This window comes from Microbacterium sp. KKR3/1, from assembly GCF_021272365.1.
GTDB lineage: Bacteria > Actinomycetota > Actinomycetes > Actinomycetales > Microbacteriaceae > Microbacterium > Microbacterium aurugineum.
Genome location: NZ_JAJSDW010000001.1, coordinates 1244706 through 1260500, shown reverse-complemented (window position 1 = coordinate 1260500; position 15795 = coordinate 1244706). Strand labels below are relative to the sequence as shown.

General features: G+C 70.1%; 13 protein-coding genes. 7 read left to right on the top strand and 6 right to left on the bottom strand.

What is annotated here, in order from left to right; genetic code table 11:
• Window positions 1–73 precede the first annotated feature (73 nt).
• Window positions 74–889: a hypothetical protein gene (locus tag LVJ59_RS06030; RefSeq protein WP_232762358.1), complete on the top strand. Its 816-nt coding sequence runs from the start codon at window positions 74–76 to the stop codon at window positions 887–889.
• Between the two features lie 102 nt (window positions 890–991).
• Here LVJ59_RS06030 and LVJ59_RS06025 read toward each other — a convergent pair whose 3' ends face one another.
• A complete protein-coding gene (locus tag LVJ59_RS06025) occupies window positions 992–1450 on the bottom strand; it encodes a GNAT family N-acetyltransferase (RefSeq protein ID WP_131492478.1) in 459 nt (152 codons plus the stop codon).
• A 176-nt stretch (window positions 1451–1626) separates the two neighbouring features.
• Here LVJ59_RS06025 and LVJ59_RS06020 point away from each other — a divergent pair, with 176 nt between their 5' ends.
• The gene (locus LVJ59_RS06020) at window positions 1627–3846 is read left to right on the top strand and encodes an NADP-dependent isocitrate dehydrogenase (protein WP_134353193.1); all 2220 of its coding nucleotides are present in this window, start codon (window positions 1627–1629) and stop codon (window positions 3844–3846) included.
• Between the two features lie 218 nt (window positions 3847–4064).
• On the opposite strand, the gene LVJ59_RS06015 is transcribed toward LVJ59_RS06020, so the two are convergent.
• Together LVJ59_RS06015 and LVJ59_RS06010 are read right to left on the bottom strand one after the other, a co-directional pair.
• Complete coding sequence (locus LVJ59_RS06015; RefSeq protein ID WP_232762357.1) at window positions 4065–5561, bottom strand: L,D-transpeptidase family protein; 1497 nt, start codon at window positions 5559–5561, stop codon at window positions 4065–4067.
• 99 nt (window positions 5562–5660) lie between these two features.
• Window positions 5661–6065 (bottom strand): RidA family protein, encoded by a 405-nt coding sequence (locus LVJ59_RS06010; RefSeq protein WP_134353195.1) that lies wholly within the window; start codon window positions 6063–6065, stop codon window positions 5661–5663.
• Between the two features lie 25 nt (window positions 6066–6090).
• On the opposite strand from LVJ59_RS06010, the gene LVJ59_RS06005 reads away from it, so the two are divergent.
• The 5 genes from LVJ59_RS06005 (at window position 6091) to nagB (ending at window position 13610) form a co-directional block, all read left to right on the top strand.
• Window positions 6091–7308 (top strand): alanine racemase, encoded by a 1218-nt coding sequence (locus LVJ59_RS06005; RefSeq protein WP_232762356.1) that lies wholly within the window; start codon window positions 6091–6093, stop codon window positions 7306–7308.
• A complete protein-coding gene (locus LVJ59_RS06000; protein ID WP_232762355.1) occupies window positions 7299–10562 on the top strand; it encodes a family 20 glycosylhydrolase in 3264 nt (1087 codons plus the stop codon). Before LVJ59_RS06005 ends, LVJ59_RS06000 begins: the two co-directional genes overlap by 10 nt.
• A gap of 79 nt (window positions 10563–10641) precedes the next feature.
• Complete coding sequence (locus LVJ59_RS05995; protein WP_232762354.1) at window positions 10642–11829, top strand: ROK family transcriptional regulator; 1188 nt, start codon at window positions 10642–10644, stop codon at window positions 11827–11829.
• Between the two features lie 43 nt (window positions 11830–11872).
• Window positions 11873–12838, top strand: a complete 966-nt coding sequence (locus tag LVJ59_RS05990) for an ROK family protein (RefSeq protein WP_232762353.1) — start codon at window positions 11873–11875, stop codon at window positions 12836–12838.
• Window positions 12831–13610 carry a glucosamine-6-phosphate deaminase gene (nagB, locus tag LVJ59_RS05985; protein WP_047519835.1) on the top strand — a complete coding sequence of 260 codons (780 nt, stop codon included), beginning with the start codon at window positions 12831–12833 and terminating at the stop codon, window positions 13608–13610. The genes LVJ59_RS05990 and nagB overlap by 8 nt, the downstream gene beginning before the upstream one ends.
• 15 nt (window positions 13611–13625) lie before the next feature.
• On the opposite strand, the gene LVJ59_RS05980 is transcribed toward nagB, so the two are convergent.
• Genes LVJ59_RS05980 through LVJ59_RS05970 form a run of 3 tightly spaced genes read right to left on the bottom strand, consistent with a single transcriptional unit; the run spans window position 13626 to window position 15786 of the window.
• Window positions 13626–14033, bottom strand: a complete 408-nt coding sequence (locus LVJ59_RS05980) for an NUDIX domain-containing protein (RefSeq protein ID WP_047519834.1) — start codon at window positions 14031–14033, stop codon at window positions 13626–13628.
• Window positions 14026–15390, bottom strand: a complete 1365-nt coding sequence (locus LVJ59_RS05975; RefSeq protein WP_232762352.1) for an FAD-binding oxidoreductase — start codon at window positions 15388–15390, stop codon at window positions 14026–14028. The genes LVJ59_RS05980 and LVJ59_RS05975 overlap by 8 nt, the downstream gene beginning before the upstream one ends.
• A gap of 24 nt (window positions 15391–15414) precedes the next feature.
• Complete coding sequence (locus LVJ59_RS05970; RefSeq protein ID WP_232762351.1) at window positions 15415–15786, bottom strand: YrdB family protein; 372 nt, start codon at window positions 15784–15786, stop codon at window positions 15415–15417.
• Window positions 15787–15795 lie beyond the last annotated feature (9 nt).

Genomic DNA, 15795 nt, shown 5'->3' with positions numbered 1-15795 from the left:
CAGCGGAGGAGGTCCGTCTCGGAGCCTCCGCGCAAGGGGTTTGGCGGACGCGCAGGCTCGGTAGCATCGAATCATGGACCCGTTGCTGCTCGCCGCCGAGTGGTGGTGGCTCGCGCCGACCGCGGCCGCGGCAGGAACGGTCGGCTGGATCGGCCTGCGCAGGCGGAGCACCATGAGCGGGCGGCGCCTCGAGGTCGATGCGGCGCGGCACGACCTCCGGATGGCCCAGGCTGCACTCGTCGAGAGGCGCGCGGCGCTCAAGGTCGCCCGCGCCGATCATGCCAGGGTCGTGGCGGAGCGCGCGGCGCGGCGGGCGTCCCCCGATCAGGTCGCGAGCTCCCGGCGCATGCTGCGTGACGTCGAGCGCGACGCCAAAGCGTGTGCGGCCGACGTCAAGGCCAAGCAGGCGAGGCTCCACGCCGCAAGAGCCGCTGTTCCCGCGGCTTCCGCTCCCCGTCCCCTCGACCGGTTGCGCTCCACGCATGATGCGGTGGTCGCCCGGTGGATGGTCTATGAGACCGACCCCGCGCGCCAGATCGCCTATCCCGAGATGACCGACATCAAGCAGCCGGCGACGGTCGCGTATCTGCGTGCATCGGAGCGGGCGAGCGAGCTCCGACGCGGCCTCGGGGATCGGCCGACGCCCGCCGAGTTCGCCGCGTACCGGGATGCGGTGGCGGCGCTCGCGAGTGCCTTCGAGGTCGCCGAGCACGCGGCCCGGGTCAAGGCGGGAGAGGTGCCGGCGGCGCCCGCCTGGCAGGACGCGGCTCAGGATGCCATCGCTCGTTCGACCGAGGCGATCGAACGAGCGGCTGCCTCGGCGGCTTCGGCGCTGACCAACTGGGCCTCGCGAGGGCGCCGCGGAGACCCGCCCCGCAGCGATCGCTGACCACGCGAGGCGCACGCGGCCCCGAAGGTGCGTGGGAGCGGTCCCGCAGCCGAGGGCGACGAGGTCTCGATGGGGGAGGGGATTCGAGACCCCGCCGCCGGTCTAGGGTGTGACTCGGATCTCGGCGATGACCTCGCCGTAGGCGGTCTCGCCGACGGGCGTGAACCCGACGCGGTGGAAGAACGTCTCCGGACCGCCCTCTCCGGCCTCGTAGATCACGTTGACGTGGTCGACACCACGTGCGCGGGCTTCGTCGATGAGGGACTCGACCGCATACCGGCCGACGCCGCGTCCCTGATCATCGGCGTCCACGTTGATGCGCCACAGCACGGAGCGGAAGTGCTCCTCCGGCGCTTCGTCGTCGAAGTTCGCGCTGACGAAGCCGACGACCTCGTTGCGGTCGAGGATCACCCGCTGCCAGGACGTCTTCGGATTGATGACCGTGGCCGCGATCCCGTACGAGACGGGAGCGAGGAACTGCTCCTGTCCGGGCTTGAGCGACAGGTTGTTCACGGCGACGATCGTCGCAGCGGAGAGTTCGACCATGCGCAGTTCGGACATGCACCCAGGCTAACCCCTCCGACGCGGAGGCACACGTCCCCGCGGAACATTTCACTTCGGCGTGCTCGCGCATCATGCCCGGGAGGCGTCGGCGGCCCCGGCCCGGCCACGCGGTCAGAGCCACTCAGGTATCTTGGTGTCGAGACAAATTGACTATCAGAGCGGAGAACCACCTGGTGACCGACGACGCCATCATCTACACGCACACGGACGAAGCGCCGGCGCTCGCCACCGCCTCGTTCCTACCGATCATCCAGGCCTACACCGGCCAGGCAGGCATCGAGGTCGAGACTCGCGACATCTCGCTGGCAGGACGCATCCTCGCCGCCTTCCCTCAGAAGCTCTCGCCGGAGCAGCAGGTCGGCGATGCGCTTGCGGAGCTCGGCGGACTCGCCACGCTCCCCGAGGCGAACATCATCAAGCTGCCGAACATCTCGGCGTCCATTCCCCAGCTCAAGGGCGCGATCGCCGAGCTGCAGGCGCAGGGCTACGACATCCCGGACTTCCCGGACGAGCCGTCGTCGCTCGAGGAGAAGGACGTCCGGGCCCGCTACGACCGCATCAAGGGCTCCGCCGTGAACCCGGTGCTGCGTGAGGGCAACAGTGACCGCCGCGCTCCTCTCGCGGTGAAGAACTACGCGAAGAAGCACCCGCACCGCAACAAGCCGTTCGCTGCGGGATCGAAGACCCGTGTCGCGACCCTCGGTCACGACGACTTCAAGCACAACGAGCGTTCCTGGGTCGCGGCCCACGACGACGTGCTCAGCTTCCGTCACACCGCGGAAGACGGCACGGTCACGGTGCTCAAGGAAGGACTGAAGGTCCTGCCGCGCGAGATCATCGACGCGACCTTCCTCTCAGCCACGGAGCTCGACGCGTTCCTCGCCGACACTCTGGCGGCCGCGAAGGCCGACGACGTGCTCTACTCGGTGCACCTCAAGGCCACCATGATGAAGGTCAGCGACCCGATCATCTTCGGTCACGTGGTGCGGGCCTTCTTCGCCGACGTGTTCGCGCAGTACGGCGATCAGCTCGCCGCTGCCGGGCTCAGCGCGAACGACGGCCTCGGATCGATCCTCAGCGGGCTCGCGAACGTCGCGGGGGGCGAAGAGATCGCCGCGGCCTTCGACAAAGCCATCGCCGAGGGGCCCCGCCTCTCGTACGTGAACTCCGACAAGGGCATCACGAACCTGCACGTGCCGAGCGATGTGATCGTCGACGCGTCGATGCCCGCGCTCGTCCGCAACGGCGGCAAGCTCTGGGGCAAGGACGGGGAAGAGGCGGACACGCTCGCCGTCATCCCCGACTCCTCCTACGCGAGCGTCTACCAGGCCGTGATCGACGACGTGATCGCCAACGGTCCGCTCGACCCCGCCACGATCGGCACCGTCCCCAACGTGGGGCTGATGGCGCAGGCGGCCGAGGAGTACGGCAGCCACGACAAGACCTTCGAGATCGCGGCGGACGGCATCGTCCAGGTGCTCGACAGCGAGGGCACCGTCGTCATCGAGCACACGGTCGGCAAGGGCGACATCTGGCGCGCGACGCAGACCAAGCACATCCCGGTGATGGACTGGGTCCGACTCGCGGTCTCGCGTGCCCGTGCCACCGGCGACCCCGCGGTGTTCTGGCTCGACGCCAACCGCTCGCACGACGCGCAGATCATCGCCAAGGTGCACCAGGGGCTCGCGACGCTCGATACCAAGGGGCTCACGATCACGATCCTCGCGCCCGAGGAAGCCACGCGTTACACGCTCGCGCGTATGCGCCACGGCCTGGACACCATCTCGGTGACGGGCAACGTGCTGCGCGACTACCTGACCGACCTGTTCCCGATCCTCGAGGTCGGCACGAGCGCCAAGATGCTCTCGATCGTGCCGCTCCTCGCCGGCGGTGGACTGTTCGAGACGGGGGCCGGAGGATCCGCACCCAAGCACGTGCAGCAGCTGGTGGAGGAGAACTACCTGCGCTGGGACTCGCTGGGCGAGTTCTTCGCGTTGGCCGCCTCGCTCGAGCACTTCGCCGACCGCACGGGCAACGAGAAGGCGCGGGTGCTGGCCGAGACCCTCGACGCCGCGACCGGAACCTTCCTCGAAGAGGACCGTTCACCGGGACGCGCGCTCGGAACGATCGACAATCGTGGGAGCCACTTCTACCTGGGCCTGTACTGGGCGCAGGAGCTCGCGAAGCAGACGAAGGACCCCGAACTCGCTGCGGCCTTCGCCCCGATCGCCGCGACGCTCACCGAGAACGAGGAGAAGATCGTCTCCGAGCTCAACGCAGTGCAGGGCGCGCGGGTGGAGATCGGCGGCTACTACCGTCCCGATGACGCCCTCGTCTCCGCTGTCATGCGCCCGTCCGTGACGCTGAACGGCATCGTCGACGCCCTGCGTTGATCCACGGGAAAGGGGGCGGATGCTTCGGCATCCGCCCCCTTTCCTGTCCCTGCTCTCCGGTGCCGCTCCGTCCGCCGCCCCAGCTCCCTTCCGGATGCATGATCCCCGACCACGTGCATGACCCGGTCCGGGGGCGGGGTCATGCACGTGTGGTTCGGTCATGCATCTGCGCGGCCGGCGCGGATCAGCGGTGCGTGCGGATCAGGCGTGCGTGCGGATCAGTAGTAGACGGAGATCTCGAGGCCCTCGGGGGACCAGTCGTAGACGTACTTGGCCAGATCGATCGGCAGGTTGACGCAGCCGTGGCTCATCCGCTGACCGAAGTTGTTGTGCCAGTAGGTGCCGTGGAAGCCGATGTTCGGGGCGAACCAGGTGATCCACGGGACGTCTTCCGTGCAGTAGGGCGCGCCCTCGAAGCAACCCATGTCCTGCATCGCCGTGTGCGCGAACACTCGGAAGTTGCCCGCCGGGGTCAGGGTGCCCGGAAGGCCGGTGGAGACGGCCCAGGACTTGACGACCTCGTCGTTCTCGAAGAGGTACGTGCGCTGCTGGCTCAGGTTGATCTCGATACGACGGAAGAGGTTGACCGTCTCGAATGCGGTCTCGGTGACCGTGAGCTTGTAGACGCCGTCGCCCGCGGCGAGCTGCTGAGCGAACTCCGCCGCGACGTCTGAGGTGTCACCGAGCGCGCGGCCTGCGACGCCCTCCCGCTCGGCGCGGAGCACGGTGCCGCCGGAGTCGACGATGTTCGTGGCGTTGACCGGAGCGCGGTCGACGAGTCCGGGAAGCGTGTCGACGGTCGCCTGGATGGTCGCGGGGTCGGCCTCGATGCGCAGCTGGCCGTCTTCATCGATCACGGTGAGCCAGCTGGCGGCGACTGCCGGCGCGACGGGGACGGTGCGTTCATCGCCCACGTAGAAGCCGATGGTCGAGAGCATGGTGTTGAGGGAGGCGGCCGTGGCCGTGGCGTCGTCGTCGGAGACGGCGGGCAGGGCTTCGGCAGGACCACCCGGGTAGTCGAACGTCGTGCTCCCGCCGGCGACCGCGTCGGCGAAGGCGGCGTTGAGATCGTCGACATCGATTCCGGTGCCGGCCTCGGACGGGGTGATGACGTAGGTGCCGGCGGCCGCGTCGAATATGACACCGGCGTCCACCGGGTCGTCGAAGCTCGTCGGGACGGCGCTGCGCAGCGCCGCGGACGCGGTGTCGGCATCGAGGGTGATCTCGCCCGGGACGGGATCGCCCATCCACATGCCGAGATTCCAGAGCGGACGCTCTGCGAAAGCGGTGTCGGCGAGTGCGGTGGCGTCGACCGTGGCGCCGAGGTCTGCGCCGGTGAGCACGGTGTCTTCTCCCGCACCCGTCAGGGTGACCTCGGTCTGAGCGATCTGCGTGCTGATGGCCTCGGCGGCAGCACCCGGAGTCATCCATCCGACCGGCACTCCGGCGACGGTGGTGCCCGGTGCGATGAGGACCAGGGATGCGGCGCCTGCGGCCAGAGCGACGGCGCCGAGACCGATGCCGATCCAGAGGCCGAGGTGCCGCTTCTTGGGGGCCGGTTCGATCGGAGCCCAGGCCAGCGGCTGCTCGCCGGTGGTGGGCGGCACGGCGTCGGTCGGCGCGTCTGACGGCGTGAGCACGGCCGTCGGGGCGGAGTCGTCTCCGTGCGCCTCGGCTGCGCCCGGCGCAGAAATCAGATCGGTCACGAACTTCACCCCCCGGTTCTCAAACGTGTCCTGGGGATCAATGGTACGGGATGGGAGGTAACGGGGAGGCAACGGTCCGTGGTATCGTCACCCCCCGCGCTCCGGGGGTCAGTCGATGATTGCGATGCCGTCGATCTCGACGAGCATCTCCTCCCGCGGCAGGCCGGTGAAGACGGTGGTCCGCGAGGGGAGCACGCCGCTCGTGGTGTGTGCCGTGACGAACGCACCGTAGGCGTCGTTCATGATCGGGAAGTCCTCGCGCTTGGTGAGGTAGACGCGCAGCATCACGACGTCATCGAAGGTCGCGCCCGATGCCTCCACGATCGCCTTGACGTTCTCGAGGGTGCGAGTGGTCTGCGCGGCGACGTCCCCCGGGTAGAGGTATTCGTTCGTCTGCGGGTCGACGGGGCCCTGCCCGGAGACCTGCACGAACGGACCCTTGCGGATCCCCTGGGAGAAGGTGTGGGCGGGGGCGGGGGCGGCGTCGGTGGAAACTCGGATTTTCGCGGTCATGCCGCCAGCCTAGTAGCCTTGTTAGATGCCTCTACAAATTCCGGATCCCGTTCTCGGCGCCTGGACGAAGGGCTTCCCGGCACGCGCCGCGGGACTCCGTCTCTCGGAGGTGCCCGACGCCGGACTGCGCCTCTCCGATCTCGTCACCCCGGTGCTCACGGTGCACGAAGAGGCGCTGGGCCACAACGAGGAGACCGTGTTCGCCTGGGCGAAGGAGCAGGGGGTGATGCTCGCCCCGCACGGCAAGACCACGATGGCGCCGGCGCTCTGGCAGCGGCTCCTCGACGCGGGTGCGTGGGGCATCTCGGTCGCCACGCCGTGGCAGGCCGAGGTGGCGATCGACGCGGGCGTCCCGACCGTCCTGATCGCCAACGCCGTCACCGACCGCGCCGCCGTGCGTCGACTCGGTGAGCTGCTCGCCGCCGACGAGGATCTGCGTGTCCTGTGCTGGGCGGACTCGATCGCCGGGGTGGAGATCCTGGCGGCGGGGATGGGTGATGCGGCACGACCGCTCGATGTCCTCGTCGAGCTGGGCGGCGCCCACGGCCGCACGGGCGCGCGGACCGTGGCAGAGGGGGAGCGGATTGCTCAGGCGATCTCGGACGCCCCCGGTCTCCGGCTCGCCGGTGTCACGGGTTACGAGGGACCGTTCGGACCGGACCGCAGTGACGCGTCCATCGAGGCTGTCGACGCCTACCTCCGGACCCTGGTCGCGCTGCATACGAGGGTGGAGTACCCCGAAGGTGTCCGGCCCGTGCTCAGTGCCGGCGGCAGCGCGTTTCCCGACCGCGCGGCGGCTGTGCTTTCCTCCGCGGGGGCCGGGGCGGATGTCGTCCTCCGCTCGGGCGCGTTCCAGATCCACGACGACGGCTTCTATTCGAGGATGTCCCCGTTCGGCCCCGTGACCGGCACCGCGCCGCTTCGCTCCGCGATGCACGCCTGGTCCCGCGTCGTGTCGCAGCCGGAGGACGGACTCGCCCTGCTCGATGCGGGGCGGCGGGATGTGCCGTTCGATCTGGACCTGCCCGTGCCGCAGTCCGTCTCGGGGGAGATCACCGCCCTGAACGACCAGCATGCCTTCCTCCATCTCGCGGACGGTGCGGCGGTGGCCGTCGGTGACGTCGTGCGTCTCGGTCTCTCACACCCGTGCACGGCGTTCGACAAGTGGCGGGTGGTCGCGGTCATCGACGATCCTGACGCCGCTGATCCTCGCGTGATCGGAGCGGTCGCGACATGCTTCTGAGCGCGGAGAAGGCTGCGGTCGGGCTGGTGCGGGTGTATCGCTCAGCGACGGTCGTCGATGGGACGGGTGCCGCCCGCTTCGTTGCCGACGTGGCGGTCGAAGGTGCCCGGGTCGTCGCGGTCCTGCCGGTCGCGGAGCCGGACGACGTCCTCGACCTTCCGGACGGGGCGATCGAGATCGACGCGCACGGTCTCGTGCTCGCGCCCGGATTCATCGACATGCACGCCCACAGCGAGCTCGCGGTGCTGAGCGGCACCGCCCACGACGCGAAGATCCGGCAGGGCGTGACGACCGAGGTCCTCGGCCAGGACGGTCTCGGCTATGCGCCGCTCGACGACGCCACCGCCGCGGTCATCCCGGGCCAGATCGCCGGATGGAACGGGATGCCCGCCAACACGCCCTGGCGCACCATGGACGACCTCCTCTCCGCGATCGACGCGGCGACGGTCGCGAACGCCGCTGTCCTCGTGCCCCAGGGGAACCTCCGGATGATGGTGGTCGGTCACGAGAACCGTCCGGCGACCGCCGAGGAGATCACCGCGATGGCGGAGCTGCTGGGCGCGGCTCTCGACGCCGGCGCCTTCGGGATGTCGAGCGGCCTCACCTACACGCCCGGGATGTATGCCGACGCAGCCGAACTCGAGGCGCTGTGCCGGGTGGTCGCCGAGCGTGGCGGATATTGGGCGCCGCACACCCGCAGCTACGGCGGGGGAGCGCTCGATGCCTACCGGGAGGCGCTCGACATCGGTCGCCGTACCGGCTGCCCCGTGCATCTCACGCACGCCACCATGAACTTTGCTCCGAACAAGGGACGCGCCGAGGAACTGCTGGCAGTGATCGACGGGGCCATCGCCGACGGTGTCGACGTGACCCTGGACACCTACCCCTACCTGCCCGGTGCGACGACGCTCGCGGCTCTGCTGCCGAGCAGGCTGGCAGCGACGGGCGACCTGCTGCGTGTCATCTCGGACCTCGATGCCGCCGGTCGCGAAGCCGTGCGCTCAGAGCTCGAGGACATCGGCTGCGACGGGTTCCACGGCGAGACGGCGGACTGGACGCAGATCCAGATCTCCGGCACCGCCAACCCCGCACTCGCCGATCTCGTCGGTCGCACGGTGGAGGAGATCGCCGAGACGACCGGACGACGGGCCGTCGATGTCGTGCTCGACACGGTGCTCGCCGATGCCGGTGCCACCGGGATCCTGATGCACATCGGTGATGAGGAGAACGTGCGCGCGATCATGCGCCATCCGCAGCACTCGGGAGGAAGCGACGGGATCCTGATCGGTGCCCGACCGCACCCGCGGGGCCGTGGCACCTTCCCCCGGTACCTCGGACACTACGTGCGCGAGCTCGGAGTCCTCACGCTGGAGGAAGCTGTCCAGCACCTTTCCGCGACGCCTGCGCGTCGCTTGGGCCTCGACCGCGGAGACGCCCCGCGCGGCGTCATCCGGCAGGGAGCGATCGCCGACCTGGTGCTGTTCGATCCGGAGACGATCGCCGCGGGCGCCACCTTCGACAGCCCCTTCACCGCTCCGCAGGGCATCGTCGAGGTGCTGGTCGACGGCGTGGCCGTGGTCTCCGACGGCGAACCCACGGGGGCCGCGCCGGGGCGGGCGCTGAGGATGCCACCGGCGGCACATCGGTCGACGGTACCCCGCGTCCGGGCGCACATCGAAGCTGCGGAGCCCGGCTTCGTCTGGACGAGCGGGACACCGATCGCCGGGTCACCGGAGGTCGCGGCCGCGGTCGCGTGGCTGGGCGGCGGAGGGCACGATGCCGCTGCACCCATCCGGCTGCTCATCGACGGTGACCTCGGCGCCGCGGCGGCGTCGAACGGCCGCATCGCCGACGAGGCCTTCCGTGTGCGCGTGGACGCCGACGGCATCGAGGTCCGGGGCGCGAGTGCGGCCGGGGTGTTCCGGGGCGCCACGGTGCTGCGACAGCTGCGCGATCCGGATGCGGAGTCGGCGCTGATCCCGGCCGGTGCGTGGGAGGGGGCGCCCGCATACGGCTGGCGCGGGGTCATGCTCGATGTGGCGCGGCACTTCCGCCCGGTCGACGAGGTGCGTCGGGTGATCGACCTCCTCGCCGAGCACCACCTCAACGTCCTACATCTGCACCTCAGCGATGACCAGGGGTGGCGCTTCGAGGTTCCCGGCTACCCGCTGCTGACCGAGGTCGGCTCGCGCCGAGAAGCGACGCAGCGCGGTCATGGTCCGCTCGCGACCGTTGAGCCGGGCGTGCATGAGGGGTATTACACCACCGCAGAGCTGCGCGAGCTCGTCGCCTACGCGGCCGGTCGTTTCGTGACGCTCGTGCCGGAGGTCGAGCTGCCCGGCCATGTCCAGGCCGCGCTCGCCGCCTACCCGCAGCTCGGCAACGTCGATGTCGCCGACCCGGCTGCCTCCGCGTGGGAGCGCTTCGGGGTCAATCCCCGCACCCTCGCGCCGACCGAGGCCGCGCTGGCGTTCGGGCGCGCGGCGATCGATGCCCTGTGCGAGGTGTTCTCGTCGGAGTGGATCGGGATCGGCGGCGATGAGGTCCCCGTGACCGAGTGGGCGGAAAGCCCGGCGGCCGCCGCGCGGATGACGGAACTCGGACTCGCCACCCCGTACGACGTGCAGCCGTGGTTCACGGCGCACTTCGTCGCGCACGTCCGGGCCAGAGGGCGCACGGCGCTCGCGTGGGACGAGGTGCTCGAGGGCGAGGTGCCGGAAGGCGTGCGGATCCTCGCCTGGCGGGGGCCGGTTGCGATGCGCGCCGCCCTGTCGCGCGGGATCCCCGTCGTGGCATGTCCCGACCTCGAGGCCTATCTCGACTACCCGCAATCGGAGTCGGCGGAGGAGCCGATCAGGGTGGGTCCGCCGTTGACGATCGAGCGCGCGTACACGCTACGCGTCGAGGAGGGTGCGGTGGGCGGTCAGGCCAACGTGTGGAGCGAGCATCTGCCCACCCGTGACCGTGTCGACTTCGCGATGTTCCCGCGGCTCGCGGCGATCGCCGAACGGCTCTGGGAGGGCGGCGAGCCGGCACCGTACGCCGACTTCGCTCGGCGCCTTCCGACCCATCTGCGCCGTCTGCGCGCCGCGGGTGTGCGGTATCGTCCCTTGGATGGGCCCACGCCCGATCAGCGTCGTCCGGGAGTGCCCGGCAAGCCCCTCACGATCGAGGCCAGGGAGGGGATCGTCGCCGGCCTGGTCGCCCGTCTCAGGGAGCGCTCGGAGAGCACTCCCGTCGAGCATCGAAAGTAATGTAACGTTTCGGTAACCCTCCTCGCGGGTCTGCAGGGAGAGGTTGCACAAATTTTGTTCGTAAGGTCTACTAACAAACATGTCCGTTTCGGATGAACAGCGTCCCGCCTCGCCGGTGGAGTACCTCGGCGTGAACACGCATGCCTTCGGCCCGGGGCGCCACCTGCGGTCCCGCTCGAAAGTGCTTCCGGAGCACGCGCGCGGACACAACCGCGCCCTGGTCCTGCAGACGCTGTACCACGCGGGAGCCATGAGCCGTGCTGACCTGTCGCGCGAGACGGGGCTGACCCGGGTGACCATCTCCGACCTGGTCGCCGAGTTCATCGCAGACGGCATCGTCATCGAGATGGGCGTCCGCGAGGCCGTCGGCCCCGGCAAGCCGCCGATCCTCATCGACATCGACCGCGTCGGTCACCAGATCCTCGGTCTCGATCTCTCCGGCCCCAGCGCCTTCACCGGTGCCGTCCTGAGCCTCGACGGCGACGTGCTCGAACGTCGTGAGGTGCCGCGCCCGGAGTCGCCCGACGGCGAAGCCGCCTATGCCGCGTTGCGCGAGCTCGCGCAGACGCTCATCGCCGCCTCCACCCAGCCGTTGCTGGGCGTCGGGATCGGCACGCCCGGTGTGGTGCGGCCGGACGGGGTCGTGCTGAGCTCACCGAACCTCGGATGGACGAACTTCCCGCTCGAAGCGAAGCTCGGGGTCGATCTCGACCTTCCCGTGCTCGCCAGGAACGATGCCAACGCCGCCGTGTTGGCCGAGTACACCTTCGGCGATGCCAAAGCCGACTTCATGCTCATCAAGATCGGACGTGGCGTCGGTGCCGGTCTCATCACCGGAAGCCAACCGCTGCTCGGCAGCCGCTTCGCCGCGGGGGAGATCGGACACGTCGTCGTCGGCACCGACGGCGGGCCGCGATGCGCCTGCGGCAAGGACGGCTGCCTCGAGGCCTGGCTGAGCGTCAGCCGCCTGGGTGCCGCGATCGCTGCCGACCCCGACTCCCGCGACGACATCCTCCGTGATGCCGGAACCCGCATGGCGATCGCCATCGCCCCCATCGTCGCCGCGCTGGACCTCTCCGAGGTCGTCCTGTCCGGACCGGCCGACCTGCTCGACGGCATCCTGATCGACGCCGCCATCGAGACCCTCCACGCACGGACCCTCGAGGGCGTGTTCGAAGACGTCATCGTGCGCCTGACGCACCAGGACGACATCGTCCTGCGCGGTGCTGCGGTGATGGTGCTCTCCGGACAGCTGGGAGTGTCGTGACGTCCGCCTGCACCGACGCCGACACCGCGGGGAGCCGCATCCGATGAAGGGTGCAGGAGCCGCCGACCGAGCCGGTCGGCAGATTCGAGCGGGCCTGGACGTCGGCGGCACCAAGATCGACGCGGTCGCCGTCGACGCCACCGGCGAGATCATCGGTCGCCACCGCCGGCCGACCGGATGGGGCGAGGAGGCGGTCGTCGAGAGCATCGTGGCGTCGGTCGCCGCGCTTGCCGACGAGGCCGGCCTTCCGATCTCGCGCATCGGCTCCGTCGGCATCGGCATCCCGGGGCTGGTAGACGCCGAAGCGGGGCGCGTCGTCCACGCGGTCAATCTCGGCGTGGAGTCACTCGATCTTGCGGATCGGTCCGAGCGCGCCCTCGGAGTACCCTTCCGCGTCGAGAACGACGTGAAGGCGGCGGCCCTCGGGGCGTCCGTGCTCAGCGGGGTCACCGGGTCGATGGCATATCTGAATCTCGGTACCGGCGTCGCGGCCGGGATCGTGCTCGACGGACGCATCTGGCGCGGCGCCCGCGGGACGGCCGGTGAGGTCGGGCACATCTCGGTCGATCCGCGCGGACGGCTCTGCGGCTGCGGGCAGCGCGGCTGTGTCGAGACCTTCTGCGGTGGGGGAGCACTCGCCAAGGCCTGGGGGCGGCCGGGGGCGCTGCCGATCAGGGACATCTTCGATGCCGCCGACGCCGGCGATCCCCTGGCGTCCGCCCTTCGCGATGATCTGTACCACGGCGCTGCGGCCGCGGTGCGTGTGCTCGTGCTCTCGGCGGATGTCGAGACCGTCATCATCGGGGGCGGGCTCACCGCGCTCGGCGACCGTCTCGAGAACGGTGTCCGCGCGGCGCTGCATGCGGGGGCGGAGGCGTCACCGTTCATGCGGTCGCTCCGCTTGGATGAGAGAATCGAACTGCTCCCCGCGGGATCGCCCGCTGCCGCTTTCGGCGCCGCACTGGTCGGCGCATCCATCACCGAGAAGGAGATCGTCCCGCATGGCTGAGGTCGTCATCGTCGAGAATGCCGAGGCCGCCGGCGCATTGGTCGCCACCGAGATCGTGGAGCTGATCGAGCGTCGTGCCGACGCCGTCCTCGGCCTCGCAACGGGATCGACTCCGCTGCCCGTCTATCAGGCTCTGCGCGCCCAGCTCGCCGGTCGTGATCTCTCGCAGCTGCGAGGCTTCGCCCTGGACGAGTACGTCGGCATCGATCCCGCGCACCCGGAGAGCTACCGGTCGGTCATCTCGCGCGAGGTCGTGGAGCCGCTCGGCCTCGATCCAGAGCGGATCCATGTGCCCAACGGCGCGCTCGCGACGATCCAGCACGCGGGTGACGACTACGAGGCCGCGATCGACGCCGCCGGCGGTGTCGACCTGCAGATCCTCGGGATCGGCACCGACGGGCACATCGGCTTCAACGAGCCGGGTTCCTCGTTCGCCTCGCGCACCCGTGTGAAGACCCTCACCGAGCAGACCCGCGAAGACAACGCCCGCTTCTTCGACTCGATCGACGACGTGCCGATGCACTGCATCACGCAGGGGCTCGGCACCATCCTGAAGGCGCGCCACCTCGTGCTGCTCGCGTTCGGCGAGGGGAAGGCCGACGCTGTCGCCCGCGCGGTCGAAGGGCCGCTCACCGCGCTCCTCCCGGGGTCTGCGATCCAGCTGCACCCGCACGCCACGGTCGTCGTCGACGAGGCCGCAGCGTCTCGCCTCGCCCTGGCCGACTACTACCGCTACACCTTCGCGAACAAGCCGGCCTGGCAGGGCATCTGACGCCGGAGGAGGCGGTCAGTCCGCGAGCGGGGGCCAGGCGATCGGTAGCAGGTGCTCGATGCTCAGTGGCGCCAGCGGAAGTGTCGCGACATCGCTCGGGGTGATCCACCGCAGCTCGGCCAGCTCCGCCTGGACCGTCACGGATCCGGGATCGAGGGAGGCGGCGAAAGCCTCGGCCACCACACGGTGACCCGGCTCGTTCGCGGCCGCGGAGATGAAGGTGCCGAGGGGGCGGAGGTCGGACTCGTCGAGCAGCACCCCCAGTTCCTCGTGCAGCTCGCGGATCAGGGTCTGCGCCGCGGTCTCCCCCTGCTCGGGCTTGCCGCCCGGCTGCATGAACCGGGTCGTCCCCTGTTTGCGCACGACCAGGACCCGGCCCTCGTCATCCGCGATCACGGCCGCGCTCACGTGGATGTCAGGCATCGGGGCTGAAGACCTTCCCAGGGTTGAGGATGCCGAGCGGGTCGAACACCGCGGCGATCTGACGCTGCAGCTGCCACTGGTCCTCGCCCAGCTCGTCGGCGAGCCAGCGGCGCTTGAGGACCCCGATACCGTGCTCACCGGTCAGGGTCCCGCCCAGTCGGATGGCTGCGCGGAACAACTCGTCAGCCGCGGCCCAGACCTCCGGCGGTGCCTCAGGACCGTCGAAGAGGAAGTTCGGGTGCAGGTTTCCGTCGCCGGCGTGCGCCACGGTCGGGATCGTCAGCGCGTACTCCTGCTCGATGCGCGCGATCTCGTCGAACATCGCGGGCATCGCACTGCGCGGCACCGAGACGTCCTCGATGAGTGTGGTGCCGAGCGACGCCATCGCGGCGTGCATGGACCGGCGGATCGCCAGCAGCCGTTCCCCTTCGTCGCGGTCGCGCGAGACGACCGTGACCCCCTCGTGGGCGCGGAGGATCTCGGCGATCGTGGCGGCCTCGGCGACGGCCGCGGGGCCATCGGTCTGGATGGTCAGCTGGGCCGCCCCTGACGTGGGGGCGGGGAGCGAGAGCAACGCGTGCACGGCCGCGAGGCTGGCGGCGTCCATCAGCTCCATGATCGCCGGTTGCACGCCTGCGGCGGTCACCGCGGCGGAGGCCGCCGCAGCGGCGCGGACGCCGGGGAAGGTGGCGGTGATCGTGCAGGTCTCGCCCGGGACGAGCCTGCGCAGTTTCAGCGTCGCTCCGACCACCACGCCCAGAGTGCCCTCGGAGCCCACGACCAGCGCGGTGAGGTCGAGGCCCGTCACGCCCTTGACGCTGCGATGCCCGAGATGCAGCAGCCTGCCGTCGGCGAGGACGAGGTCGACGCCGAGCACGGCATCGCGCACGACACCGTACTTGGCGCACAGCAGTCCGCCCGCGCCGGTGGCGATGTTGCCGCCGATCGTGGAGATGTCGCGGCTCGCGGGGTCGGGTGCCCACCAGAGCCCGTGCCGTGCGAGTTCGGTGTTGAGGTCGGCGTTGAGGATGCCCGGCTCGACGACGGCGAGCAGGTCGTCGGGACGCACCTCGTGGATCTTGGTCATGCGCCGCAGGGACAGCACGATCTCGCCGCTGCCGGCGTTCGCCGCACCGGCGAGGCCGGTCCCGGCACCGCGGATGACGACCGGCGTACGGGTCTCGGTGGCGATGCGCATGGTCTTCTGGACGTCTTCGACGCATTCCGCGTGCACGACGGCGAGAGGGCGTCCGGGGGCCGCGTGGCCCGATCGATCGGCTCTGGCCTCCTCGAGCGAGGCCTCGTCGGTGTCGATGAGCACGCCGAGCGACTCGCGCAGAAGCGTCAGAACAGTCACGACAGGCCACTCACGACAGGCCACTCACGACAGCGCGCGCCGACCGCTGAGCACTCCGGAGACCACGGCCACGAGCGCGAAAGCCGTGCCGATCAGGGCCTGTCCCATCGACCACCACGCGATGGTCACACCGACGTAGATGAGCAGCTCGACCGCGGCGCGAAGGAACGGGTGCACACGGAGGACCGCCCGTGGCGAGAGGAACAGCGCCCAGATCACGACCACGATGACGGGTGCCCCGATGCCGACGATGATGTTCCACGGGAGGTCCCAGCCGGCGAAGCCCCACAGCGCGAGCGAGGCCACGGCGACGACCAGGACGACGGCGCGGACGATGTCGAGGACGGAGAAGGTCGGGCGGTCGACACCGGGGACGGGGGCGGAATCCGAGGGCATGGATCCAGT

Bases quoted from the DNA above. Each gene is read 5' to 3' on its own strand.
- nagB (WP_047519835.1), top strand. From the start codon at position 12,831: ATGGCTGAGGTCGTCATCGTCGAGAATGCCGAGGCCGCCGGCGCATTG.
- LVJ59_RS06010 (WP_134353195.1), bottom strand. From the start codon at position 6,065: ATGACCGCGAAAATCCGAGTTTCCACCGACGCCGCCCCCGCCCCCGCC.
- LVJ59_RS06030 (WP_232762358.1), top strand. From the start codon at position 74: ATGGACCCGTTGCTGCTCGCCGCCGAGTGGTGGTGGCTCGCGCCGACC.
- LVJ59_RS05995 (WP_232762354.1), top strand. From the start codon at position 10,642: ATGTCCGTTTCGGATGAACAGCGTCCCGCCTCGCCGGTGGAGTACCTC.
- LVJ59_RS06025 (WP_131492478.1), bottom strand. From the start codon at position 1,450: ATGTCCGAACTGCGCATGGTCGAACTCTCCGCTGCGACGATCGTCGCC.
- LVJ59_RS05980 (WP_047519834.1), bottom strand. From the start codon at position 14,033: ATGCCTGACATCCACGTGAGCGCGGCCGTGATCGCGGATGACGAGGGC.
- LVJ59_RS05970 (WP_232762351.1), bottom strand. From the start codon at position 15,786: ATGCCCTCGGATTCCGCCCCCGTCCCCGGTGTCGACCGCCCGACCTTC.
- LVJ59_RS06000 (WP_232762355.1), top strand. From the start codon at position 7,299: ATGCTTCTGAGCGCGGAGAAGGCTGCGGTCGGGCTGGTGCGGGTGTAT.
- LVJ59_RS06005 (WP_232762356.1), top strand. From the start codon at position 6,091: ATGCCTCTACAAATTCCGGATCCCGTTCTCGGCGCCTGGACGAAGGGC.
- LVJ59_RS05990 (WP_232762353.1), top strand. From the start codon at position 11,873: ATGAAGGGTGCAGGAGCCGCCGACCGAGCCGGTCGGCAGATTCGAGCG.